15 protein-coding genes are annotated in these 19,296 nt (G+C 62.7%); 11 read left to right on the forward strand and 4 right to left on the reverse strand.

Annotated elements, in window-relative coordinates; all coding sequences use genetic code 11:
- The first annotated feature begins 19 nt into the window (after positions 1-19).
- Positions 20-1,048, forward strand: coding sequence for a TerC family protein (locus N5P29_RS10570; protein WP_144658752.1), 1,029 nt, complete (start codon positions 20-22; stop codon positions 1,046-1,048).
- 27 nt (positions 1,049-1,075) lie between these two features.
- Positions 1,076-2,401, forward strand: a complete 1,326-nt coding sequence (locus N5P29_RS10575) for an MFS transporter (protein WP_262274946.1) — start codon at positions 1,076-1,078, stop codon at positions 2,399-2,401.
- A 15-nt stretch (positions 2,402-2,416) separates the two neighbouring features.
- On the opposite strand, the gene N5P29_RS10580 is transcribed toward N5P29_RS10575, so the two are convergent.
- From N5P29_RS10580 to N5P29_RS10595, 4 genes are all read right to left on the reverse strand, one after another.
- The gene (locus N5P29_RS10580) at positions 2,417-3,754 is read right to left on the reverse strand and encodes an alpha/beta fold hydrolase (RefSeq protein WP_262274947.1); all 1,338 of its coding nucleotides are present in this window, start codon (positions 3,752-3,754) and stop codon (positions 2,417-2,419) included.
- A complete protein-coding gene (locus N5P29_RS10585; RefSeq protein ID WP_262274948.1) occupies positions 3,747-4,259 on the reverse strand; it encodes a GNAT family N-acetyltransferase in 513 nt (170 codons plus the stop codon). The genes N5P29_RS10580 and N5P29_RS10585 overlap by 8 nt, the downstream gene beginning before the upstream one ends.
- Entirely contained in the window at positions 4,256-5,593 is a 1,338-nt protein-coding gene (locus tag N5P29_RS10590) for a CoA transferase (protein WP_262274949.1), read from the reverse strand. The genes N5P29_RS10585 and N5P29_RS10590 overlap by 4 nt, the downstream gene beginning before the upstream one ends.
- 80 nt (positions 5,594-5,673) lie before the next feature.
- The gene (locus N5P29_RS10595; protein WP_262274950.1) at positions 5,674-8,208 is read right to left on the reverse strand and encodes a DEAD/DEAH box helicase; all 2,535 of its coding nucleotides are present in this window, start codon (positions 8,206-8,208) and stop codon (positions 5,674-5,676) included.
- Positions 8,209-8,278: 70 nt separating this feature from the next.
- On the opposite strand from N5P29_RS10595, the gene N5P29_RS10600 reads away from it, so the two are divergent.
- The 9 genes from N5P29_RS10600 to whiA all read left to right on the forward strand — a co-directional run bounded on the left by N5P29_RS10600 (position 8,279) and on the right by whiA (position 19,135).
- Positions 8,279-9,058: a trans-aconitate 2-methyltransferase gene (locus N5P29_RS10600; RefSeq protein WP_262274951.1), complete on the forward strand. Its 780-nt coding sequence runs from the start codon at positions 8,279-8,281 to the stop codon at positions 9,056-9,058.
- 148 nt (positions 9,059-9,206) lie between these two features.
- The gene (locus tag N5P29_RS10605; protein WP_144658759.1) at positions 9,207-9,587 is read left to right on the forward strand and encodes a GntR family transcriptional regulator; all 381 of its coding nucleotides are present in this window, start codon (positions 9,207-9,209) and stop codon (positions 9,585-9,587) included.
- A gap of 65 nt (positions 9,588-9,652) precedes the next feature.
- Positions 9,653-12,580, forward strand: coding sequence for an excinuclease ABC subunit UvrA (uvrA, locus tag N5P29_RS10610; protein ID WP_262274952.1), 2,928 nt, complete (start codon positions 9,653-9,655; stop codon positions 12,578-12,580).
- 62 nt (positions 12,581-12,642) lie between these two features.
- Positions 12,643-13,359 carry an HAD hydrolase-like protein gene (locus N5P29_RS10615; protein WP_262274953.1) on the forward strand — a complete coding sequence of 239 codons (717 nt, stop codon included), beginning with the start codon at positions 12,643-12,645 and terminating at the stop codon, positions 13,357-13,359.
- Positions 13,346-14,014, forward strand: a complete 669-nt coding sequence (locus N5P29_RS10620; protein ID WP_262274954.1) for a lysophospholipid acyltransferase family protein — start codon at positions 13,346-13,348, stop codon at positions 14,012-14,014. The genes N5P29_RS10615 and N5P29_RS10620 overlap by 14 nt, the downstream gene beginning before the upstream one ends.
- Positions 14,015-14,073: 59 nt before the next feature.
- Positions 14,074-16,089 (forward strand): excinuclease ABC subunit UvrC, encoded by a 2,016-nt coding sequence (uvrC, locus tag N5P29_RS10625; RefSeq protein WP_262274955.1) that lies wholly within the window; start codon positions 14,074-14,076, stop codon positions 16,087-16,089.
- 116 nt (positions 16,090-16,205) lie between these two features.
- A complete protein-coding gene (rapZ, locus tag N5P29_RS10630) occupies positions 16,206-17,129 on the forward strand; it encodes an RNase adapter RapZ (RefSeq protein WP_144658764.1) in 924 nt (307 codons plus the stop codon).
- Positions 17,129-18,145: a gluconeogenesis factor YvcK family protein gene (gene yvcK, locus N5P29_RS10635; protein WP_262274956.1), complete on the forward strand. Its 1,017-nt coding sequence runs from the start codon at positions 17,129-17,131 to the stop codon at positions 18,143-18,145. The genes rapZ and yvcK overlap by 1 nt, the downstream gene beginning before the upstream one ends.
- Positions 18,146-18,154: 9 nt before the next feature.
- The gene (whiA, locus tag N5P29_RS10640; RefSeq protein WP_018777554.1) at positions 18,155-19,135 is read left to right on the forward strand and encodes a DNA-binding protein WhiA; all 981 of its coding nucleotides are present in this window, start codon (positions 18,155-18,157) and stop codon (positions 19,133-19,135) included.
- Positions 19,136-19,296 lie beyond the last annotated feature (161 nt).

Raw genomic sequence — 19,296 nt, forward strand, 5'->3', positions numbered from 1 at the left:
CCCTGCGAAAGGCCCTTTAATGGAGCTCCCTGTCTGGTTCGAGGTCGGCTCGTTCGTCGTCCTTGGAATTATCCTGCTGATCGACCTGCTTTTGGTGGTCAAGCGTCCCCACGAACCCTCAATGAAGGAAGCCGGCCTCTGGGTCGCCTTCTACGTGGCCTTGGCCATGGTGTTCGCCGGAGCCATGTTCTACTTCACGGGTCCCGAGTACGGCAGCCAGTTCATCGCGGGCTGGGTCACTGAGTACAGTCTCAGCATCGACAACCTGTTCGTCTTCATCATCATCATGGCCCGCTTCGCTGTGCCCCGTAAGTACCAGCAGGAAGTGCTGATGGTGGGCATCATCATCGCGTTGGTCCTCCGTGGCATTTTCATCGCCCTCGGCGCCGTGGTCATCGAGCAGTTCAGCTGGGTGTTCTACATCTTCGGAGCCTTCCTGTTGTGGACCGCCTGGAAGCAGGCAAAGGACTCCGGTGAAGACGAAGAAGAGGGTGCCGAAAACCCCTTGATCGGACGCCTTCGCAAGGTTCTTCCGATGTCGGAAAAGTTCGACGGCGGCAAGTTGCGGACCACCGTTGACGGCAAGAAGGTCTTCACCCCCATGCTGATCGTCTTCGTGACCATCGGCCTGACTGACCTCCTGTTCGCCGTCGACTCGATACCCGCGATTTTCGGCCTCACCCAGAGCGCCTTCATCGTCTTCACGGCCAACATCTTCGCCCTGATGGGTCTGCGCCAGCTGTACTTCCTGCTGGGCGGCCTCATGACCCGCCTGGTGTACCTGAAGCACGCCTTGTCGGTGATCCTGGCGTTCATCGGCGTCAAGCTGGTCCTGCACGCCATGCACGTCAACGAACTTCCGTTCATCAACGGCGGGCACCACATCGAATGGGCGCCGGAGATTCCCACCTATGTGTCGCTCGCGGTCATCGTCGGAACGATCGTCGTGGCAGTCGTGGCAAGCCTGCTCAGCCCGGCGGCCCGCCAGGCCAAGCTGGACGCCCGGCTGGAAGAAGACGCACGAAAGAGCATGAGCGAAGCAGAGTAACCCCAGGGAAAGTTGTAGTCTCATCACGTGACTACCTCCCCAACTACGGCGCTGGACCCACACAGGGTCCAGCGCCGTACTGTTTTCCTGCTCAGTGCGTCCCAATTGCTCAGCGGTGTCGGAAACGGCGCCACCCTGTCCATCGGCTCATTGCTCGCCGTCGACCTCTCCGGATCTGAAGCGTGGGCCGGTTCCATCACGACGGTGCTGACGCTGGCGGCAGCCATTGCTGCCCTTCCCCTGGCACGGCTGGCAGAGGCCCGCGGGCGACGCGTGGGTCTGGTCACTGGCCTGGTCGCGGCAATGATGGGAGCACTGCTCTTCATCGTGGCCGTGATGACCAGGTCCTTCCCCATCCTGATACTGGGTGCCGCGTTGCTGGGTCTGGGCACAGCGGCGAACCTCCAAGCACGCTTTGCGGCCGTGGACCTCGCAGAGCCGGAACGTCGGGGCAGGTCGTTGTCCACGGTTGTCTGGGCAATAACCATCGGAGCCGTTGCCGGGCCAAACCTCATTCAGCCGGGCGCCGTTGTGGGGCAGGCCCTGGGCCTGCCTCCCATCGCCGGGCCCTTTGTCTTCTCGGCCGGGGGCCTGCTGCTGGCCTCGGTCCTTCTGTTCCTGGGTCTAAGGCCGGACCCTTTGTTGCTTGCCCGGAGGCTGGCGACGGCTGCGAACGGTAATGACTCCGGGGGTCCCACTCCAAGGGGAACGGTGGCGTCCGGCTTGCGCGCCGTCCGTGCGTCCCGGCGGGCCGTGTTGTCGCTCGCTGCAGTGGTCGCCGCCCATGGGGTGATGGTGGCCGTCATGTCCATGACGCCCCTTCACCTTCAGCAGCTGGTAGCGGGATCGCACGAAGGCCACCACGGCGGAAGCACCGACGACACAGACGCCTTGGTGGTCATCGGGCTTACCATCTCGCTGCACATAGCCGGCATGTTCGCTCTGTCTCCGCTGTGGGGATGGCTGACGGACAGGGCAGGACGCCTCCAGACGATTGCAATCGGCCACGGCATGCTTCTGCTGGCAGTACTCATCGCGGGCCTGGGGCAGGACCAACCCGCGCTGGTTACTGCGGGATTGGTCCTGCTCGGCCTGGGATGGTCGGCGGCGACCATTGCCGGCTCCACGATGCTTGCCGAGAGCGTGAGCCCGGACTCCCGGGTCACAGTCCAGGGAGTCTCAGACACCTTGATGGGTGCCGCGGGAGCCGTCGGCGGCGCAACCTCCGGTCTCCTTCTGGCGTGGATCGGCTACACGGGGCTCAACGTCGCCTCAAGCGTCGTCGTCGCGGCGGTCCTTGTCCTGGCACTTGCCGCGGCCCTTCGCGCCCGTGCCGGCGTAACCATCAACTGAGACGCACGGCGGCGGTCACTGCCCTCCGCGTACCATGCCAAGGAGCCGGTTGAAGATCCCTTCGCCGTCTTCGGCGATGCCGTCGTGGTGGAATTCCGCGGTGACCCATGGCTGGAGTCCACGGACGGCAGCGGCGGTTTCAAGTGACAGGTCGTGGTCCACGTAGATATCGTCCTTGTATACGGCAGCAGCAACGGGAACAGTGTTCGTTGCCAACATTGCTGTGTCGTACAGGGACTCCCAGTCCTTGCGTGCCGCGAGGAGCTCTGCAACGTCATGCAGGGGTACGAGTGCGGGATCCTGCTCGAAGTACCAGGGATAGACCATCTCTCCGGTGAGCAGGGGCTGCTCGGCTCCCGGCTGGAACTCGGGGTATTCCTCCAACACCCGCCAGGCAGCCCAGTTGGTGGCTTCGCCTCGGCCGTAGATTGATTCGTGCAGCACGGCGTAGAGAGGATTGGCGGCCCGGCTGACGAGGCTGCGCACCTGCTCAAGGAACGTTTCTGAGAGCCGTTGACCATCGAGGGTTTCGATGAAGGCATCTTCCAGGAGGTAATGCAGCGAATCCACCCTTGTGTTGCCACCCAGGAACGAACCCACCATTTGGAACCGTTCCGGGGTCAATCTTTCACCGCTGGCTAGGAACTCAGGTGTCCGCTCCAGGTGCCGGACGATCTTTGTGACCTTTTCACGGTCTTCGGGATACCACCGGAAGTACTCTGCGTTGCGGGCGGCAACACGTTTGAAGGTCGCCTGGTAAACGCGGTCTGCTGGTCCCTCCAGGGGAGCCAGGCCGCCGGTGATGAGGACTTCGCGCAAGCCGGCAGGGGCGAAGGACAGATAAGTCAATGCGCAGAACCCGCCAAAGCTCTGGCCCATGACGCTCCAGGGACCTGAGCCGAGGACACCACGGATGAACTCGGCGTCGGCAACGATGGAATCGGCGCGGAAGTTCGTAAGGTACTCAGCCTGGGCTGCCGCATCTCCGCGGAGTTCCAGCGACCGCTGTTCAACAGGAGTGGAAAGACCCGTGCCGCGTTGGTCGAGCATCAGGATGCGGAAATCCCTTGCCGCCGCTTTCATCCAGCCAGCCAGGGACGTGATCCGGTTCCCCCTGCCGCCAGGACCACCCTGCAGGAACAGCAACCACGGAAGCTTTGCCGCATCCTCTGCCGTGTGTGCGGTGGAGGAGTATTCCCGGGCGAAGACTGTGATCGTTTCGCCGCTTTCCCAGTTGTTTGCGGGTGAATGCACCAAGGGCACCGTGAAATAGTGCTCTGCCGTGCGCACACCGCGGAATTCGTGGCGGGCCCGGATGGTGTGCTCCGGGGTGGATGAGTGCGTCTCAGCCACGGGCAAACGACTCCTGAGCCTGGACGGTTGTTGCCCCAAACGATTCCAAGGCCTCTCCGGTGAGGCGGAACGTGGACCATTCCTCCATGGGAAAAGCGCCCAGCTTCTTGTAGAAGTTGATGGAGGGCTCGTTCCAGTTCAGGACGCTCCATTCAACGCGGGCGTAGCCACGTTCGACGGCGGTCGCGGCCAGGTGCTGCAGGAGCGCCTTGCCGTGTCCTTCGCCACGGGCGTCGGGTTCGACGTAGAGGTCCTCAAGGTAGATCCCGTGGACGCCTTCCCAGGTGGAGTAATTCAGGAACCACAGGGCAAATCCCTGCACGGTTCCGGCTGCGTTTTCCGCGATCGTGGCGTAGACCCGCGGGTTCTCGCCAAAGAGCACTTCAGTGAGCTTCTCCGGTGTGTTCTTGACGGCATCCGGCTCCTTTTCGTAGATCGCAAGATCGTGGATCATACGCAGGATCGCAGGGACGTCTTCAACGGTAGCGTGGCGGATTACACTCATGCATCCGAGCTTACTAGGAGCAACTGGTCGTCCTGGCGCCAAACCAAGGCAGAAGATCCATAGCGGACCGGCGGCCGCCGGTATTCCAGTGGCGCGCCGTCTACCATCAACGGTGGCTCCACGAACCGGAGCCGGCCATAAAGGCTCGCGCACTCCCGTTCATCCGGGGGCTGCAGGGCGCCTGCTGCATCTGCTCCATCAGCAGCGGGCAAACTGAAGAGTTCCTCTGCAGTCCGCGCCAACGAGAGCGCGGCGATCCCTCCGGTCCCCGTCCCGAGCCTGTGGGCCAAAAGTGCCAGGACGGCGGCGGCCACTCCGTAGCCCGTGGCGTGGTCAAGGGCCTGGACCGGCAGCGCTCCAGGCTTCCACCCGCCGTCGTCCTCTTGACCGTAAACCTCAGCGATACCGCAAGCCGCCTGCACCAAGCTGTCAAAGCCCCGCCGCCGTTGCCAGGGTCCCTCTCTTCCCCAGGCGGACAATGTTGCGACCACCAGATCTGGCTTATCGGCTAACAGGGCCTCAGCTCCGAGACCGAATCTGTCCAGGCTTCCGTTGCGGTAGCCCGACACCACGACATCCGCGGCGCCTACGAGGGCACGGATGACCTCCAGCTGGGCTGGATCTTCGACATCAGCCACGGCGGAGCGTTTGTCGAATCCGCCGTCGACAAACGCCTCCTCCAATTCCGGAAGCTGCGGCGGGTCAATCCGCAGGACGTCGGCCCCCAGGGCTCCCAGGAACCTTGTGGCTGTTGGACCTGCTATGACGCGCGTGAGGTCAAGGACCCTCAGTCCGGCGAGAGGCCGGAACGGGTCCGTGGACGGGCGCCACGTACTGGGCCGGCCAAGGGCGGGCGAAGCCGGAGCGGGCTCGAAGGCGATCCATGGGTCGTTTCTGATTGCCGCATGCATTGGCGACGCGAGCCACTCAGCGCGGGTTCGGACGGCAGCCGCGACGCCACGGTTGCCGTTGATGGCATCCTCCGCCGCAAGCGACGTCATGGCGAGCAGAGCCTCGTCCACATCCTGCGGCGTTGAGGCATCAAGCGCTTCCATGAGCCGGACAGCGTGGTGGGGATAGTTGGCATGCAGGCGGATCCAGCCGTCGGAGGTCCGCCGGAAGCCCGACGCCGGAGCGAACCCGTGCGGCTTGGCCCCGTTGATCCTCAGGTGCCCCAGTGAATCGAAGGAGGCAGCAACAGACCCGGATGACACGCAATAGCGCCCGCCGAATCCTGTCAGGGCTCCAAGGGCAGTCGCCGCGGCCTGGACCGAACCCATAGCCAGGCCCTCTACGTCCAGGTCTCCGTCCCACCAGGTTCGCAACCCAGTCACCGCCGCGGGCGTTACCGTCCCCGGAGACTCAAGACTCCGCAGGCTGCTTGCCAGCTCCGGGACTTCCATGGCCCGTCCGGTCAGAGCCTGTTGATGTCGGTCACGCGCACCACGGCCGTGCCATTCTCATCGGATGCCGCGAGGTCCACCTCGGCCGAGATGCCCCAGTCGTGGTTTCCGGCCGGGTCATCGAAGATCTGCCGGACCCTCCACAGCCCCGGCTCCTCGGTGATGATCAGCAATCCCGGCCCACGGGCGTCCGGTCCTGTGCCGATGTCGTCGTGTTCGTCGAAGTAGTCGTCCAGCACGTCTTCCCAGCGCTCAGCATCCCAGCCGGCGTCGGCATCAAGTTCGCCCAAGGCGGCTGAATCCTCGTCAGCGAACAGTTCCACCCTGCGGAACATCTCGTTCCGGACCATCACCCGGAAGGCCCGGATGTTGGACGTCAGCAGTGGAGGCGGGGGAGGTGGTGCGTCATGCGGGGTGGGGGCCAGCCCGGCGGTCAGCTCCTCCCATTCATCCAGGAGGCTGGAGTCCACTTGGCGCACCAGTTCTCCCAGCCACGCAATCAGGTCTTCGAGGTCGTTCCGCAATAAATCCTGGGGAACGGTCTGCCGCAGTGCTCGGAAACCGTCAGCGAGGTACCGCAGGACGATACCCTCGGAGCGTGCAAGCCCATAGAACTGGACGAACTCACCGAAATTCATGGCGCGTTCGTACATGTCCCGGATGATGGACTTGGGGGCGAGTTCGAAGTCCCCAACCCACGGCGCAGCCTTCCGGTAAACCTCGAAGGCCTCGCCAAGAATCTCCGCCAACGGCATGGGATAAGTCACTTCATCCAACATGGCCATGCGCTGCTCGTATTCGATGCCGTCAGCCTTCATTGCGGCAACAGCTTCCCCGCGGGCCTTCTTCTGCTGCGCGGAAAGAATCTGCCTTGGCTTCTCGAGGGTCGACTCAATCACCGAAACCACGTCCAGGGCGTAGGAGGGCGACTCGGGATCCAGCAGTTCCAGGGCGGCAAGGGCAAAGGGAGACAACGGCTGGTTAAGGGCGAAGTTGGGTTGCAAATGGACTGTCAGCCGAACCGAGCGTCCTTCAGCTTCCTGCTCTTCCTCCGGAATGCGTTCAACCACCCCGGCCGCCAGCAGCTCCCGGTAGATCCCCAGGGCCTTCTTCATAAGCCTGAGCTGGGAAGGCCGGCTTTCATGGTTTTCGCTGAGCAACCGCCGTGTTGCCTGGAAGGGGTCGCCTGGACGTTCCATGAGGTTCAGCAGCATGGCATGTGTCACCGTGAAACTGGATGTCAACGGCTCGGGAATGGATTCAACAAGTTTCTTGAACGTCGGCTCGCCCCAGGAAACGAATCCTTCAGGCGGCTTCTTCTTCACCACTTGACGGAGTTTTTTCTGGTCATCGCCGAACTTGGCTGTTGCCTTCGCCATGGCCTTGGTGTTCTCCACCACGTGCTCGGGTGCCTGGACCACGACGGTGCCGGCGGTGTCGTATCCGGCACGTCCGGCGCGGCCGGCAATCTGGTGGAACTCACGGGAGTTAAGCGACCTGGTGCGTACGCCGTCGTATTTGCTCAACGCGGTCAAAAGCACTGTCCTGATCGGAACATTGATGCCCACGCCCAAGGTGTCCGTACCGCAAATGACTTTCAGCAGGCCTGCTTGGGCCAATTGCTCCACCAACCGCCGGTATTTGGGGAGCATTCCGGCGTGGTGGACGCCGATACCGTGCCGGACGAGCCTGTTCAGTGTCTTTCCGAACCCAGCGGCGAAACGGAATCCTGCGATCAACTCGGCGATGCGGTCCTTTTCGTCCCGGCTGCACATGTTGATGCTCATGAGATTCTGGGCACGCTCGATGGCCTCGGCCTGGCTGAAGTGCACCACGTAGACAGGAACCTGTTTGGTGGCGAGCAACTCTTCCAGGCTCTCGTGAACCGGGGTGAGGTGGTAGTAGTAGTGGAGCGGAATGGGCCGCTCCGCCGAGCTCACCGTCGTCGTGGGACGGCCGGTCAGCTCAGTCAGGCCGGTTTCGAAGCGGGTGACATCGCCCAGGGTGGCCGACATCAGGAGGAACTGGGCCTGGGGGAGTAACAGGAGCGGCACCTGCCACGCCCAGCCGCGCTGCGGATCGGAGTAGAAGTGGAACTCGTCAATGATCACTGAGCCGAGTTCGGCAGTTGAGCCTTCGCGCAAAGCGATGTTGGCGAGAATCTCCGCCGTGCAGCAGATGATCGGGGCATCCTGGTTCACACCCGAGTCACCGGTGATCATGCCTACGTTTTCGGCACCGAAGATCTCGCATAAAGCGAAGAACTTCTCCGACACCAGTGCCTTGATCGGCGCCGTGTAGTAACTGCGTTGCCCGCGGGCCATGGCCTCGAAATGCGCGGCAATGGCCACCAGTGACTTACCGGATCCGGTAGGGGTGGCAAGGATGACGTTGGCGCCGGAGGCGAGCTCCATGATCGCCTCGTCCTGGGCGGGGTACAGCTGCAGCCCGCGGCTCTCAGTCCACTCCACGAAGCGTCTGTAGATCTCGTCCGGGTCCAAGGGACCTGTGGCGGTGGAACCGGGAAGCTGCTCAAGAAGTTTCATTGGTTTCCAGCTTAGTGCCCGGACGGTTTAGGCTCAGCCCAGCAGCGATGCCCGGCTCGAGGAGGCTTTTGTGAAGTGGGATCCGTCCAAGTACGCGGAGTTCGGCAACCATCGGGACCGGCCGTTCCAGGACCTGGTTGGAAGAATCCAGGCAACGGATCCCCACCAGGTGGTGGATCTTGGGTGCGGTCCCGGAAACCTGACAGCAACCTTGGCAGAACGTTGGCCCGAGGCGCGCGTCGTGGGCCTCGATTCATCCGGCGAAATGCTTGCCAAGGCCGCCCCGCTGGCAGAAAAGTTTGGCGGGCTGGAGTTCACGCAGCGTGATATCGCCGACTGGAGCCCGGACGGCAATACCGACGTCGTGGTCACCAACGCGGCCCTTCAATGGGTTCCCGGACACCAGGAGATGCTTGGCGGTTGGCTTTCGGCGTTGAAGCCCGGGGCCTGGTTCGCCATGCAGGTTCCGGGGAATTTCAGCTCAGCCTCCCACTCGCTGATGCGCGAATTGGCCGAAAGCTCCCGTTGGAGGCAGCAACTGGCAGGAGTCCTCCGGCACGACGGCGTTGTCGGCACTCCTGCGGACTACTTGGGCATCATGCTCGACGCCGGTTGCTCGGCTGACGCTTGGGAGACCACCTACCTGCAGGTACTGCAAGGCGAGGACCCGGTGCTGGAATGGGTGAGGGGGACAGGACTTCGCCCAGTCCTGGCTGTCTTGACGGCTCCCGATGCGGCCGCCTTCGAAAAGGAGTACGCGGCGTTGCTTCGCGAGGCGTACCCGCCAACAGGCCACGGAACGGTGTACCCCTTCCGTCGAATTTTCGCGGTTGCGAGGAAAAACGCGTGAGTGGTCAATCATTTGTGCGCCGAACGGGGTTCGTACGCCGGCATGGCTTGTTCGGCGGGGATGGCGCTGGTCTAATTCTCGGCATGGACCAAGGACGTAATCCAGATCGACCACCATTGGTGGCTCCAGCGCCTTCCGGGAGCTCGTTGTGACTCCCGCAGGGGAGTTCCCGGGAAATTGGCGGCCCAATGCCGGAAGCGCTGTGGCGCTTTTTGAGCAGTTAAGGCTCCGGATCATCGAACTCGCTGACTCAGGGTCCCTTGCGGTCGGATCGAAGCTTCCGCCGGTCCGGAACCTGGCAGGGATACTCGACGTGGCCCCGCACACGGTGGCGCGCGCCTACAAGGAACTTGAAGCTGCCGGGGTTGTTGCGACGCACGGCCGCAACGGAACTGTGGTCTGCGCCAGGGACGACCGTTGGGGTGCTCTGGCCGAGGTCGCTGCGCAGTACGCGGCCGCCGCCAAGGCCCAGGGCGCTTCCTTCGCGGAAGCCGTACAGCTTTTTGCCGCTGCGTACGACGCCGATTGATACCGATCGGTAGCATGTGAGGCACGACATGGAAATTCGAAGAAGTTTTCGATTAGCATTGGTGGGTGCCCAAAGCCTTAGCTGAAGATGCAGCCATCGATTCCCTGAACAGCGCTTCCGTCGTTTCTGATAACAAGCCAGCCAAGCCGGATCTCTCACGGCTGGTAGTCAAGGGCGCCCGGGAGCACAATCTGCGCAACGTGGATCTGGACCTCCCGCGCGACGCCATGATCGTCTTTACAGGACTTTCCGGCTCGGGCAAGTCGTCCCTTGCGTTCGACACCATTTTTGCCGAAGGCCAGCGCAGGTACGTCGAGTCATTGTCCGCGTACGCCCGCCAATTCCTGGGCCAGGTGGACAAGCCCGATGTCGACTTCATCGAAGGCCTCTCGCCCGCAGTGTCGATCGACCAGAAGTCCACCAGCAAGAACCCACGATCCACAGTGGGCACCATCACCGAAATCTACGACTACATGCGGTTGCTGTGGGCGCGCGTTGGACGCCCGCATTGCCCAGTTTGTGGCGAGCCCATTACGCGGCAGACGCCCCAGCAGATCGTAGACCAGTTGCTCGAACTTGAAGCCGGTACCCGCTTCCAGGTTCTTGCCCCGGTGGTTCGTGGCCGCAAGGGAGAATTTGTCGACCTCTTCAAGGAGCTGACAGCCAAGGGCTACTCCCGTGCCCGGGTGGACGGCGAGCTTGTCCAGCTGAGCGATCCCCCCAAATTGGGCAAGCAGTTCAAGCACACCATCGAGGTCGTAGTTGACCGCCTGGTGGTGAAGGATGAGATCAGCCAACGCCTCACCGACTCTGTAGAGACCGCCCTCGGACTGGCCGAAGGCCGCGTCCTGGTGGAATTCGTTGATCTCGACGCCGAGGACCCGGCACGAATCAGGGCCTTCTCAGAAAATCTGGCCTGCCCGAACGAACACCCCTTGGCCATCGATGAAATCGAGCCCCGGTCCTTCTCCTTCAACAACCCCTTCGGTGCCTGCTCCGCCTGCAGCGGCATTGGAACCAAGCTTGAGGTTGATGAAGAACTGATCGTCCCCAACCCTGAGCTTTCCCTGGGTGAAGGTGCCATTGCACCGTGGTCCCTGGGCACAGCCACCACTGAGTACTGGAACCGTCTGCTGGAAGGTCTCGCGCAGGAACTCGGTTTCTCCATGAAGACGCCATGGGAAAAGCTTCCCAAGGACGTCCGGAACACAGTGCTGCATGGCAAGGACCACAAGGTTGTTGTCCAGTACCGCAACCGATTTGGGCGTGAGCGGAAGTACAGCACCGGTTTCGAAGGCGCCATCCAGTACGTTCACCGCAAGCATGGTGAAACGGACTCGGATTGGGCCCGCGACCGGTACGAAGAATACATGCGCCAAATTCCGTGCCCGGAGTGCAATGGAGCGCGACTGAACCCGGCGTCGCTGTCTGTGCTGATCAACGGAAAGTCGATCGCCGAAGTTGCCGCCCTTCCAATGCGGGAGTGCGCAGCCTTCCTGGGCAGCCTGACCCTGACGAACAGGGAAGCCCAGATCGCCAACCAGGTTCTGAAGGAAATCCAGGCCCGCCTGACGTTCCTTCTGGATGTCGGCTTGGAGTACCTCAACCTTGAACGGCCTTCAGGGACGCTCTCCGGCGGCGAGGCGCAGCGTATCCGTCTTGCCACCCAGATCGGGTCCGGACTCGTAGGCGTACTCTACGTCTTGGACGAGCCCTCCATCGGGCTACACCAGCGCGATAACCGCCGGCTTATCGAGACACTGACCCGGCTCCGGGACCTGGGCAATACTCTTATCGTCGTCGAGCACGACGAAGACACCATTCATGAGGCCGACTGGGTGGTCGACATCGGACCAGGTGCCGGCGAGCATGGCGGCCAGGTAGTGCACTCCGGTACCTACAAGGAACTCCTCGACAACACTGAGTCCCTGACCGGTGACTACCTCGCCGGCCGTCGAAAGATCGATGTTCCCGCAAAGCGCCGCAAGTACGACAAGAAGCGCGAGCTGAAGGTTGTTGGCGCCCGTGAGAACAACCTCAACAACGTTGACGCCACGTTCCCCTTGGGGCTCTTTACTGCCGTGACAGGCGTCAGCGGCTCGGGCAAATCCACCCTCGTCAACGAGATTCTCTATAAAGTCCTTGCCAACAAGCTCAACGGCGCAAAGCAGGTCGCAGGACGCCACCGTTCAGTGGCAGGACTTGAGCATCTGGACAAGGTGGTGCACGTCGACCAGAGTCCCATTGGCCGTACGCCGCGCTCCAACCCCGCAACCTACACGGGCGTGTTCGACAACATCCGCAAACTCTTCGCGGAGACCACCGAGGCGAAGGTACGCGGTTACCAGCCGGGCCGGTTCTCGTTCAACGTCAAGGGTGGCCGCTGCGAAGCATGTTCAGGCGACGGCACGCTGAAGATCGAAATGAACTTCCTGCCGGATGTCTACGTTCCGTGCGAGGTCTGCCACGGTGCCCGTTACAACCGCGAGACTCTGGAGGTCCATTACAAGGGCAAGACCATCGCGGACGTCCTCAACATGCCCATCGAGGAGGGCGCGGAGTTCTTTGCTGCCTTCACGCCGATCGCACGTCATTTGAACACCCTGGTGGATGTGGGACTCGGCTATGTCCGTCTCGGCCAGCCTGCCACCACTCTTTCCGGTGGCGAGGCACAGCGCGTGAAGCTCGCAGCAGAGCTCCAGAAGCGTTCCAACGGCCGCAGCATCTACGTTCTGGACGAGCCCACCACCGGTTTGCACTTCGAAGACATCCGGAAGTTGCTCATGGTGCTCCAGGGCCTGGTGGACAAGGGCAACACTGTCATCACCATCGAGCACAACCTTGATGTCATCAAGTCAGCGGACTGGATTGTTGACCTTGGTCCCAACGGTGGTTCAGGTGGCGGACGAATTGTTGCAACCGGAACGCCGGAGCAAGTAGCCAAATCCACCGAGAGCCACACTGCGACTTTCCTCGCGGAAATTCTGGGGTAGAAGTATTCCGGTAGCGGCATGCGAGTTTCAGGCATGCCGCTACTCGTGAGAAACTAACCCTCGTGACTCAAACAAAGGTGCCCGTAATATTCGATCTGGACGGCACCCTTGTCGATCCTGCAGGCGGTATCACCGGCGGCATTTCGGCCGCCCTCCGGGAAATGGGCCGTCCCGTTCCGGAACAAGCCGTGCTGAATTCGATGGTGGGTCCCAAGCTCAGCGATTCCCTGCTGAACCTGGCGGGCGTCCCGGCTGAATTAGTGGATGAAACCATTGACCGCTACCGGCGCCACTACAAAGAAACCGGCATTGGGCAAAGCAAGCTCTACCCGGGCATCTTTGAACTCCTTGAGCACTTTGCCGAGACCGGACGGCCCGTGGCGGTAGCGACGCAGAAACCGCAGTCCATTGCGCGGCTGGTTCTTGAGCATCACCGGATTGCCGGTTTCTTTGTTTCGATCCGGGGCGCGGCCGACGACGAGTCCGTGGGAGCGAACACAGCTCCTGGCAAGGTCGAAATAGTTGGCGCGGCGCTTGCCGATCTGCAATCCCAGCCGGCAGTCATGGTGGGGGACCGCCACCAGGATGTTGCCGGAGCGATGGCCAATGGCTTGGACTGCATCGGTGTCAGCTGGGGCTTCGCACCCGACGGTGAGCTCGAAGAAGCCGGCGCCGTGGCGGTAGTAAAGACTGCCTTGGAACTTCGTACGCGAATTGAAGAACTTGATGCTGTCCGCGCGACGGCCCTTAGCGAGGTACAAAACGATGGCAGTCTTTGATGCGATCCGGTGGACAACCCGTGGACTGATTTCATCCACTTGCCGGCCAACGGTCATCGGGCTGGAAAACGTGCCCAAAAACGGGCCCTTCATTGTGGCTCCGAACCATCTTTCCTTTCTGGACAGCGTGATAGTGCAAGCCCTTATGCCGCGTCCTGTCGCCTTCTTTGCCAAGGCCGAGTACTTCACCACCAAAGGCGTTAAGGGTGCCGTGATGAAGTCGTTTTTTGAAGCAGTAGGATCCATTCCCGTGGAGCGCGGCGAGCAGGCCGCCAGCGTGCAGGCCCTCAAGACCCTCCTGGATATCCTCGAATCCGGAAAAGGCATCGGCATCTATCCCGAGGGCACCAGGTCCCGGGATGGAATTCTCTACAGGGGCCGGACCGGCGTCGGGTGGTTGGCGTTGACCACAGGTGCGCCCGTGATCCCTGTCGGCCTCATCGGCACGGAGAAACTGCAGCCGGCGGACAAGAACGCTGTGCGTCCCCAGCACTTCACCATGAAGGTGGGCGAGCCCTTGTACTTTGAAAAGACGGGACCGGACCATTCCCTGCCGGCGCGCCGGGAAGTCACGGACAAGATCATGGATGCGATTGCCTTGCTCAGCGGCCAGGAACGTTCCGGGAGCTACAACCAGAGCAAGTCGGTGGACTAAGGCCTTCTGGCCAGCTGTCCGCGCACTTGGGAGTCGGTCCGGTTCACTAGACTGGATCTGTGGCAGATCCATCAAGTTACCGGCCCCGCACGGGTGAAATTCCCACCACCCCGGGCGTCTATCGTTTCCGTGACCCCCATGGCCGGGTCATCTATGTGGGCAAGGCAAAGAACCTCCGTTCCAGGCTGAACTCCTACTTCGCCAACCCCGCGGGGCTGCTCCCGAAGACCCATGCCATGGTCCATGCAGCCAGCAGCGTTGAGTGGACTGTGGTTGGGAGCGAGCTGGAATCGCTGCAGCTCGAGTACACGTGGATCAAGGAATTCAAGCCGCGCTTCAACGTGGTCTTCCGCGACGACAAGACCTATCCGTACCTGGCTGTGACCATGGGCGAGAAATTTCCGCGGGTGCAGGTCATGCGCGGGGAACGCCGGAAAGGTACACGGTACTTCGGTCCCTATACCGCCGGTGCCATCAGGGAAACCATGGACACGCTGCTCAGGGTCTTCCCGGTCCGCAGCTGCAGTGCAGGAGTGTTCAAGCGGGCCCAGGCCAGCGGCCGCCCTTGCCTGCTGGGCTACATCGACAAGTGCTCGGCACCCTGCGTGGGACGGGTTACTCCTGAGGAGCACCGGGTTCTGGCGGAAGACTTCTGTTCTTTCATGGGCGGAGAAGCCAAGCGTTTCATCAGCCGGCTGGAAAAGGACATGGCAGCGGCCGTGGCTGAGCTTGATTACGAGAAGGCTGCGGGGCTGAGGGATGACATCATCGCCTTGCGCAAGGTTTTTGAGCGCAACGCGGTGGTCCTTGCCGAGGACACCGATGCCGACGTCTTCGCCCTCCACGATGACGAACTGGAAGCATCCGTCCAGGTCTTCCACGTCCGCGGAGGCCGGGTCCGTGGGCAGCGGGGCTGGGTTGTGGAGAAGGTCGAGGACGCCACCACTCCGGAACTCATTGAACACCTGCTGCAACAGGTTTACGGGGAAGACAGCGAGGTCCAAGGCCGGATTCCCCGGGAAGTCCTGGTGCCGGAGAACCCCAGCAACCACGCCGAACTCACGCAATGGCTGGGGGGATTGCGTGGGGCCAAGGTGGACATCCGTGTTCCCCAGCGCGGCGACAAGGCAGCGTTGATGTCCACGGTGCGTGAAAATGCGGAGCAAGCACTCAAGCTGCACAAGACGCGCCGTGCAGGAGACATCACCGTCCGTTCGTTGGCGCTCCAGGAACTCCAGGAAGCCCTCGACATTCCGGTTCCTTTGCTGCGCATCGAATGTTTCGACATCTCCCACGTCCAGGGAACGAACGTGGTTGCCTCCATGGTGGTGGTCGAGGACGGTCTCCCGAAAAAGGCCGACTACCGAAAGTTCTCCATCACCGGCGCCGCCGCTGCAGACGACACCGCAGCGATGCACGACGTCCTGACACGGAGGTTCCGGCATTACCTGACGGACAAGGCGGCCCAGGTTCCTGTCGTTTCCGGCGAGATCGTCAACCCGACGCGGTCCGCCTCCAGCGGCGTCACCGAAGCACCGCCGTCGGACGGCACCTCACCGGCACCGAAGGCCAAGTTCGCGTACCCGCCCAACCTCGTGGTGGTCGACGGCGGCCAGCCCCAGGTTAACGCCGCCGCCCGCGCCCTCGCGGATCTGGGGATCGACGACGTCTACGTCGTGGGGTTGGCCAAACGCCTGGAAGAGGTCTGGCTTCCGGACAGCGACTTCCCGGTCATCCTGCCCCGGACCTCCCAGGGCCTCTACCTGCTGCAGCGCATCCGCGACGAAGCCCACCGTTTCGCCATCACTTTCCACCGCCAAAAGCGTGGCAAGGCCATGACGGTCTCGGTCCTGGACGGCGTTCCCGGGCTGGGCGAGGCCAAACGCAAGGCGTTGGTGGCGCATTTTGGCTCGCTCAAGAAGATCAAGGCTGCTTCGGTGGAGGAGCTGACATCAGCAAAGGGCATCGGCCCTGCCCTGGCAGCTGCCGTAGTCCAGCACTTGGGTTCAACGGCCGACGACGGCGAAACTGCGCCTGCCGTGAACATGACCACCGGCGAAATCATCGAATCTTAGCTAGGGTAAGAACTTGGCCGCTGCCGCATCCGGCGCCGGGGACCACGTGTACTGCGTCGTGTCCGGCGGGGGACGCACGCAGCTATGACACTTTTGCGACGAAACGGGGACAACTGATGGATGAGGCAACGGCTGGGTCCGGCACGGAGCAGGACGGCCTGACGCCCGTTAAGCCACCGGAGGCGGAGCTTTTGGTCGTTACCGGCATGTCCGGTGCGGGTCGCAGTACTGCCTCCGATGCCCTGGAGGACCACGGCTGGTACGTCGTGGACAACCTGCCGCCGCAGATGCTGGGGACCTTGGCTGAGATCGTTTCCCACGCACCCAAGTCCATTCCCAAGCTTGCAGTGGTGGTGGACGTTCGCAGCAAGGACCTGTTCACGGACATCCAGACGGCGCTGGGCGCCCTGAGCGCCAGCGGCATTACGTTCCGGGTGCTCTTCCTCGATGCGAAGGACGACGTCCTGGTCCGCCGTTTCGAGCAGGGGCGCCGGCCGCACCCGCTGCAGGGCGGCGGCCGGATTCTCGATGGCATCGGCATCGAGCGGGAGGTCCTGCGGGAACTCCGCGAGCACGCCGACGTGGTCCTGGACACTTCCGAGTTCAACGTCCACGGCCTTGCCACCGCCATCACCGAGCTCTTCAGTGATACGGGACCGGTGACCCTGCGACTGAATGTCATGAGCTTCGGTTTCAAGTACGGCCTGCCCGTTGACGCCAACTTCGTGGCTGACGCCCGCTTCATTCCCAATCCGCACTGGGTCCCGCAACTGCGTCCGCACACTGGCCTTGACGAAGACGTTAGCGATTACGTCCTGGGTGCCAACGGCGTCCAGGAATTCGTCGACCGGTACGTCAAGGCGCTCGAACCGGTCCTGGATGGCTACCGCCAGGAGAACAAGCACTATGCGACCCTCGCCGTCGGCTGCACCGGCGGCAAACACCGTTCGGTGGCTGTCGCCGTCGAGCTTTCCAAACGGCTTGCCCAGTATCCCCGCGTGACCGTTACCACCGCCCACCGCGACCTGGGACGCGAGTAGTGGGGGTCCTGACGGGCCCGCTGCCCCTCATACCGCCAAAGGGCGTCCCCGGCAGCCAACAGAAGAAGAGTCCGTCCGTGGTCGCCTTGGGGGGCGGGCACGGCCTTGCCGCTTCCCTCTCGGCATTGCGGCTGCTCACTTCGGAGCTGACCGCGATTGTCACAGTAGCGGACGACGGCGGGTCCTCCGGGCGTCTGCGCGAGGAGTACGGTGTCCTCCCGCCCGGCGACCTGCGCATGGCGCTCAGTGCGCTGTGTGACGACACCGACTGGGGCCGCACGTGGCGCGATGTCATGCAGCACCGCTTCAAGCCGGGTTCGGCCAAGGGCGGGTCCCTGGACAACCACGCCATGGGCAACCTGCTGATCGTCACCCTCTGGGAACTCCTGGGGGACACCGTGGCAGGCCTGAAATGGGCGGGGGCGCTCCTGGGCGCACGCGGCCAGGTTCTGCCGATGTCCAGCATCCCGCTGACCATCGAGGGAAAGGCCCGCAGGGAGCTGCCCGATGGCGGGTATGAGCTGCATACCGTGCGGGGGCAGGCCAAGTGTGCGGTCGCGGGCAAACTTGAAGAGGTCAAACTGTTTCCCGAGGACGCTCCTGCCTGCACGGAAGCCCTGACCGCAATAGAACTTGCTGACTGGGTCATTCTTGGTCCGGGCTCCTGGTACACCTCGGTGCTGCCGCATCTGTTGCTTCCCGAACTGCGGCAGGCCCTCGGCGACACGGCGGCCAAGCGCTGCCTGACCATGAACCTGGACGTTGAAACCAAAGAGACCTCAGGGATGACCGCTGCCGATCACCTTGACGTACTGCGGCGCTACGCTCCCGAATTCAGTGTGGATGTGGTCCTTGCCGATCCCGCCGCGGTCCAGGACATCAAGGCCTTCGAAAAGGCTGCCGGGATGATCGGGGCTGAGGTGGTGTTGGGTAGAGTAGGGGCGTCGAGGCGCCGCCCAGTCCATGACCCATTGCTGCTGGCAGCGGCTTACCACGATATTTTCGGGAACAGTTAGGAATACGCGATGGCACTTACTGCGTCGGTCAAGGACGAACTGTCCCGGCTGGACATCAAGAAATCTTCGGTCCGCAAAGCGGAGGTTTCTGCAATGTTGCGCTTCGCCGGCGGACTGCACATCATTTCCGGCCGGATCGTCATTGAGGCCGAAGTCGACCTCGCCTCCACGGCGCGGCGCCTGCGTGCCGCGATTGCCGAGGTCTACGGCCACCAGAGCGAGATCATTGTGGTTTCGGGGGGCGGATTGCGCCGCGGAAGCCGTTACGTGGTCCGCGTTGTCCGCGACGGGGAAGCCCTTGCGCGCCAAACCGGCCTGCTGGATGGCCGCGGCCGTCCCGTCCGCGGACTCCCATCAGTAGTGGTCAACGGCTCCGCAGCCGACGCCGAAGCCGTGTGGCGTGGCGCTTTCCTGGCCCATGGTTCCCTCACCGAACCCGGGCGTTCCTCCTCGCTCGAGGTAACCTGCCCGGGGCCGGAATCGGCACTCGCATTGGTGGGTGCCGCCCGCCGTCTTGGCATTCAGGCCAAGGCCCGTGAAGTCCGTGGCGTGGACCGCGTGGTGATCCGGGACGGAGACACCATCGCTGCCCTCCTGACAAGGATGGGCGCCCATGACGCCCTCATGGTCTGGGAAGAACGCCGCATGCGGAAGGAAGTCAGGGCTACGGCCAACAGGCTGGCCAATTTTGACGACGCCAACCTTCGCCGCTCGGCCCAGGCCGCCGTGGCTGCCGGCGCCAGGGTGGACCGTGCCCTTGAGATTCTGGGCGACGACGTTCCGGACCACCTCAAATACGCCGGCGAACTCCGGGTAGCCCACAAGCAGGCCAGCCTGGACGAACTCGGCCGTCTTGCGGACCCGCCCATGACCAAAGACGCGATTGCCGGACGCATCCGCCGTCTCCTGGCCATGGCGGACAAGCGCGCCCTGGACCTCGGAATTCCCGGGACTGAGGCAAATGTGACTCCCGAAATGATGGACGAGTAGTAAGCAGCCATAGAATCGGGACAGCAGGGAGGAAATACTGTGAGGCACCCGCGGGTTGTTCCCGGGGGAGGCAAGAGCAGCTTCTTCCCCAAGGATTTCCGGTTGGCCCGCCGGCCGGATGAACATAACGAGAGTTACCAAACCGGACGCTAGTCCATTAC

The organism is Paenarthrobacter sp. JL.01a (assembly GCF_025452095.1).
Lineage (GTDB): Bacteria > Actinomycetota > Actinomycetes > Actinomycetales > Micrococcaceae > Arthrobacter.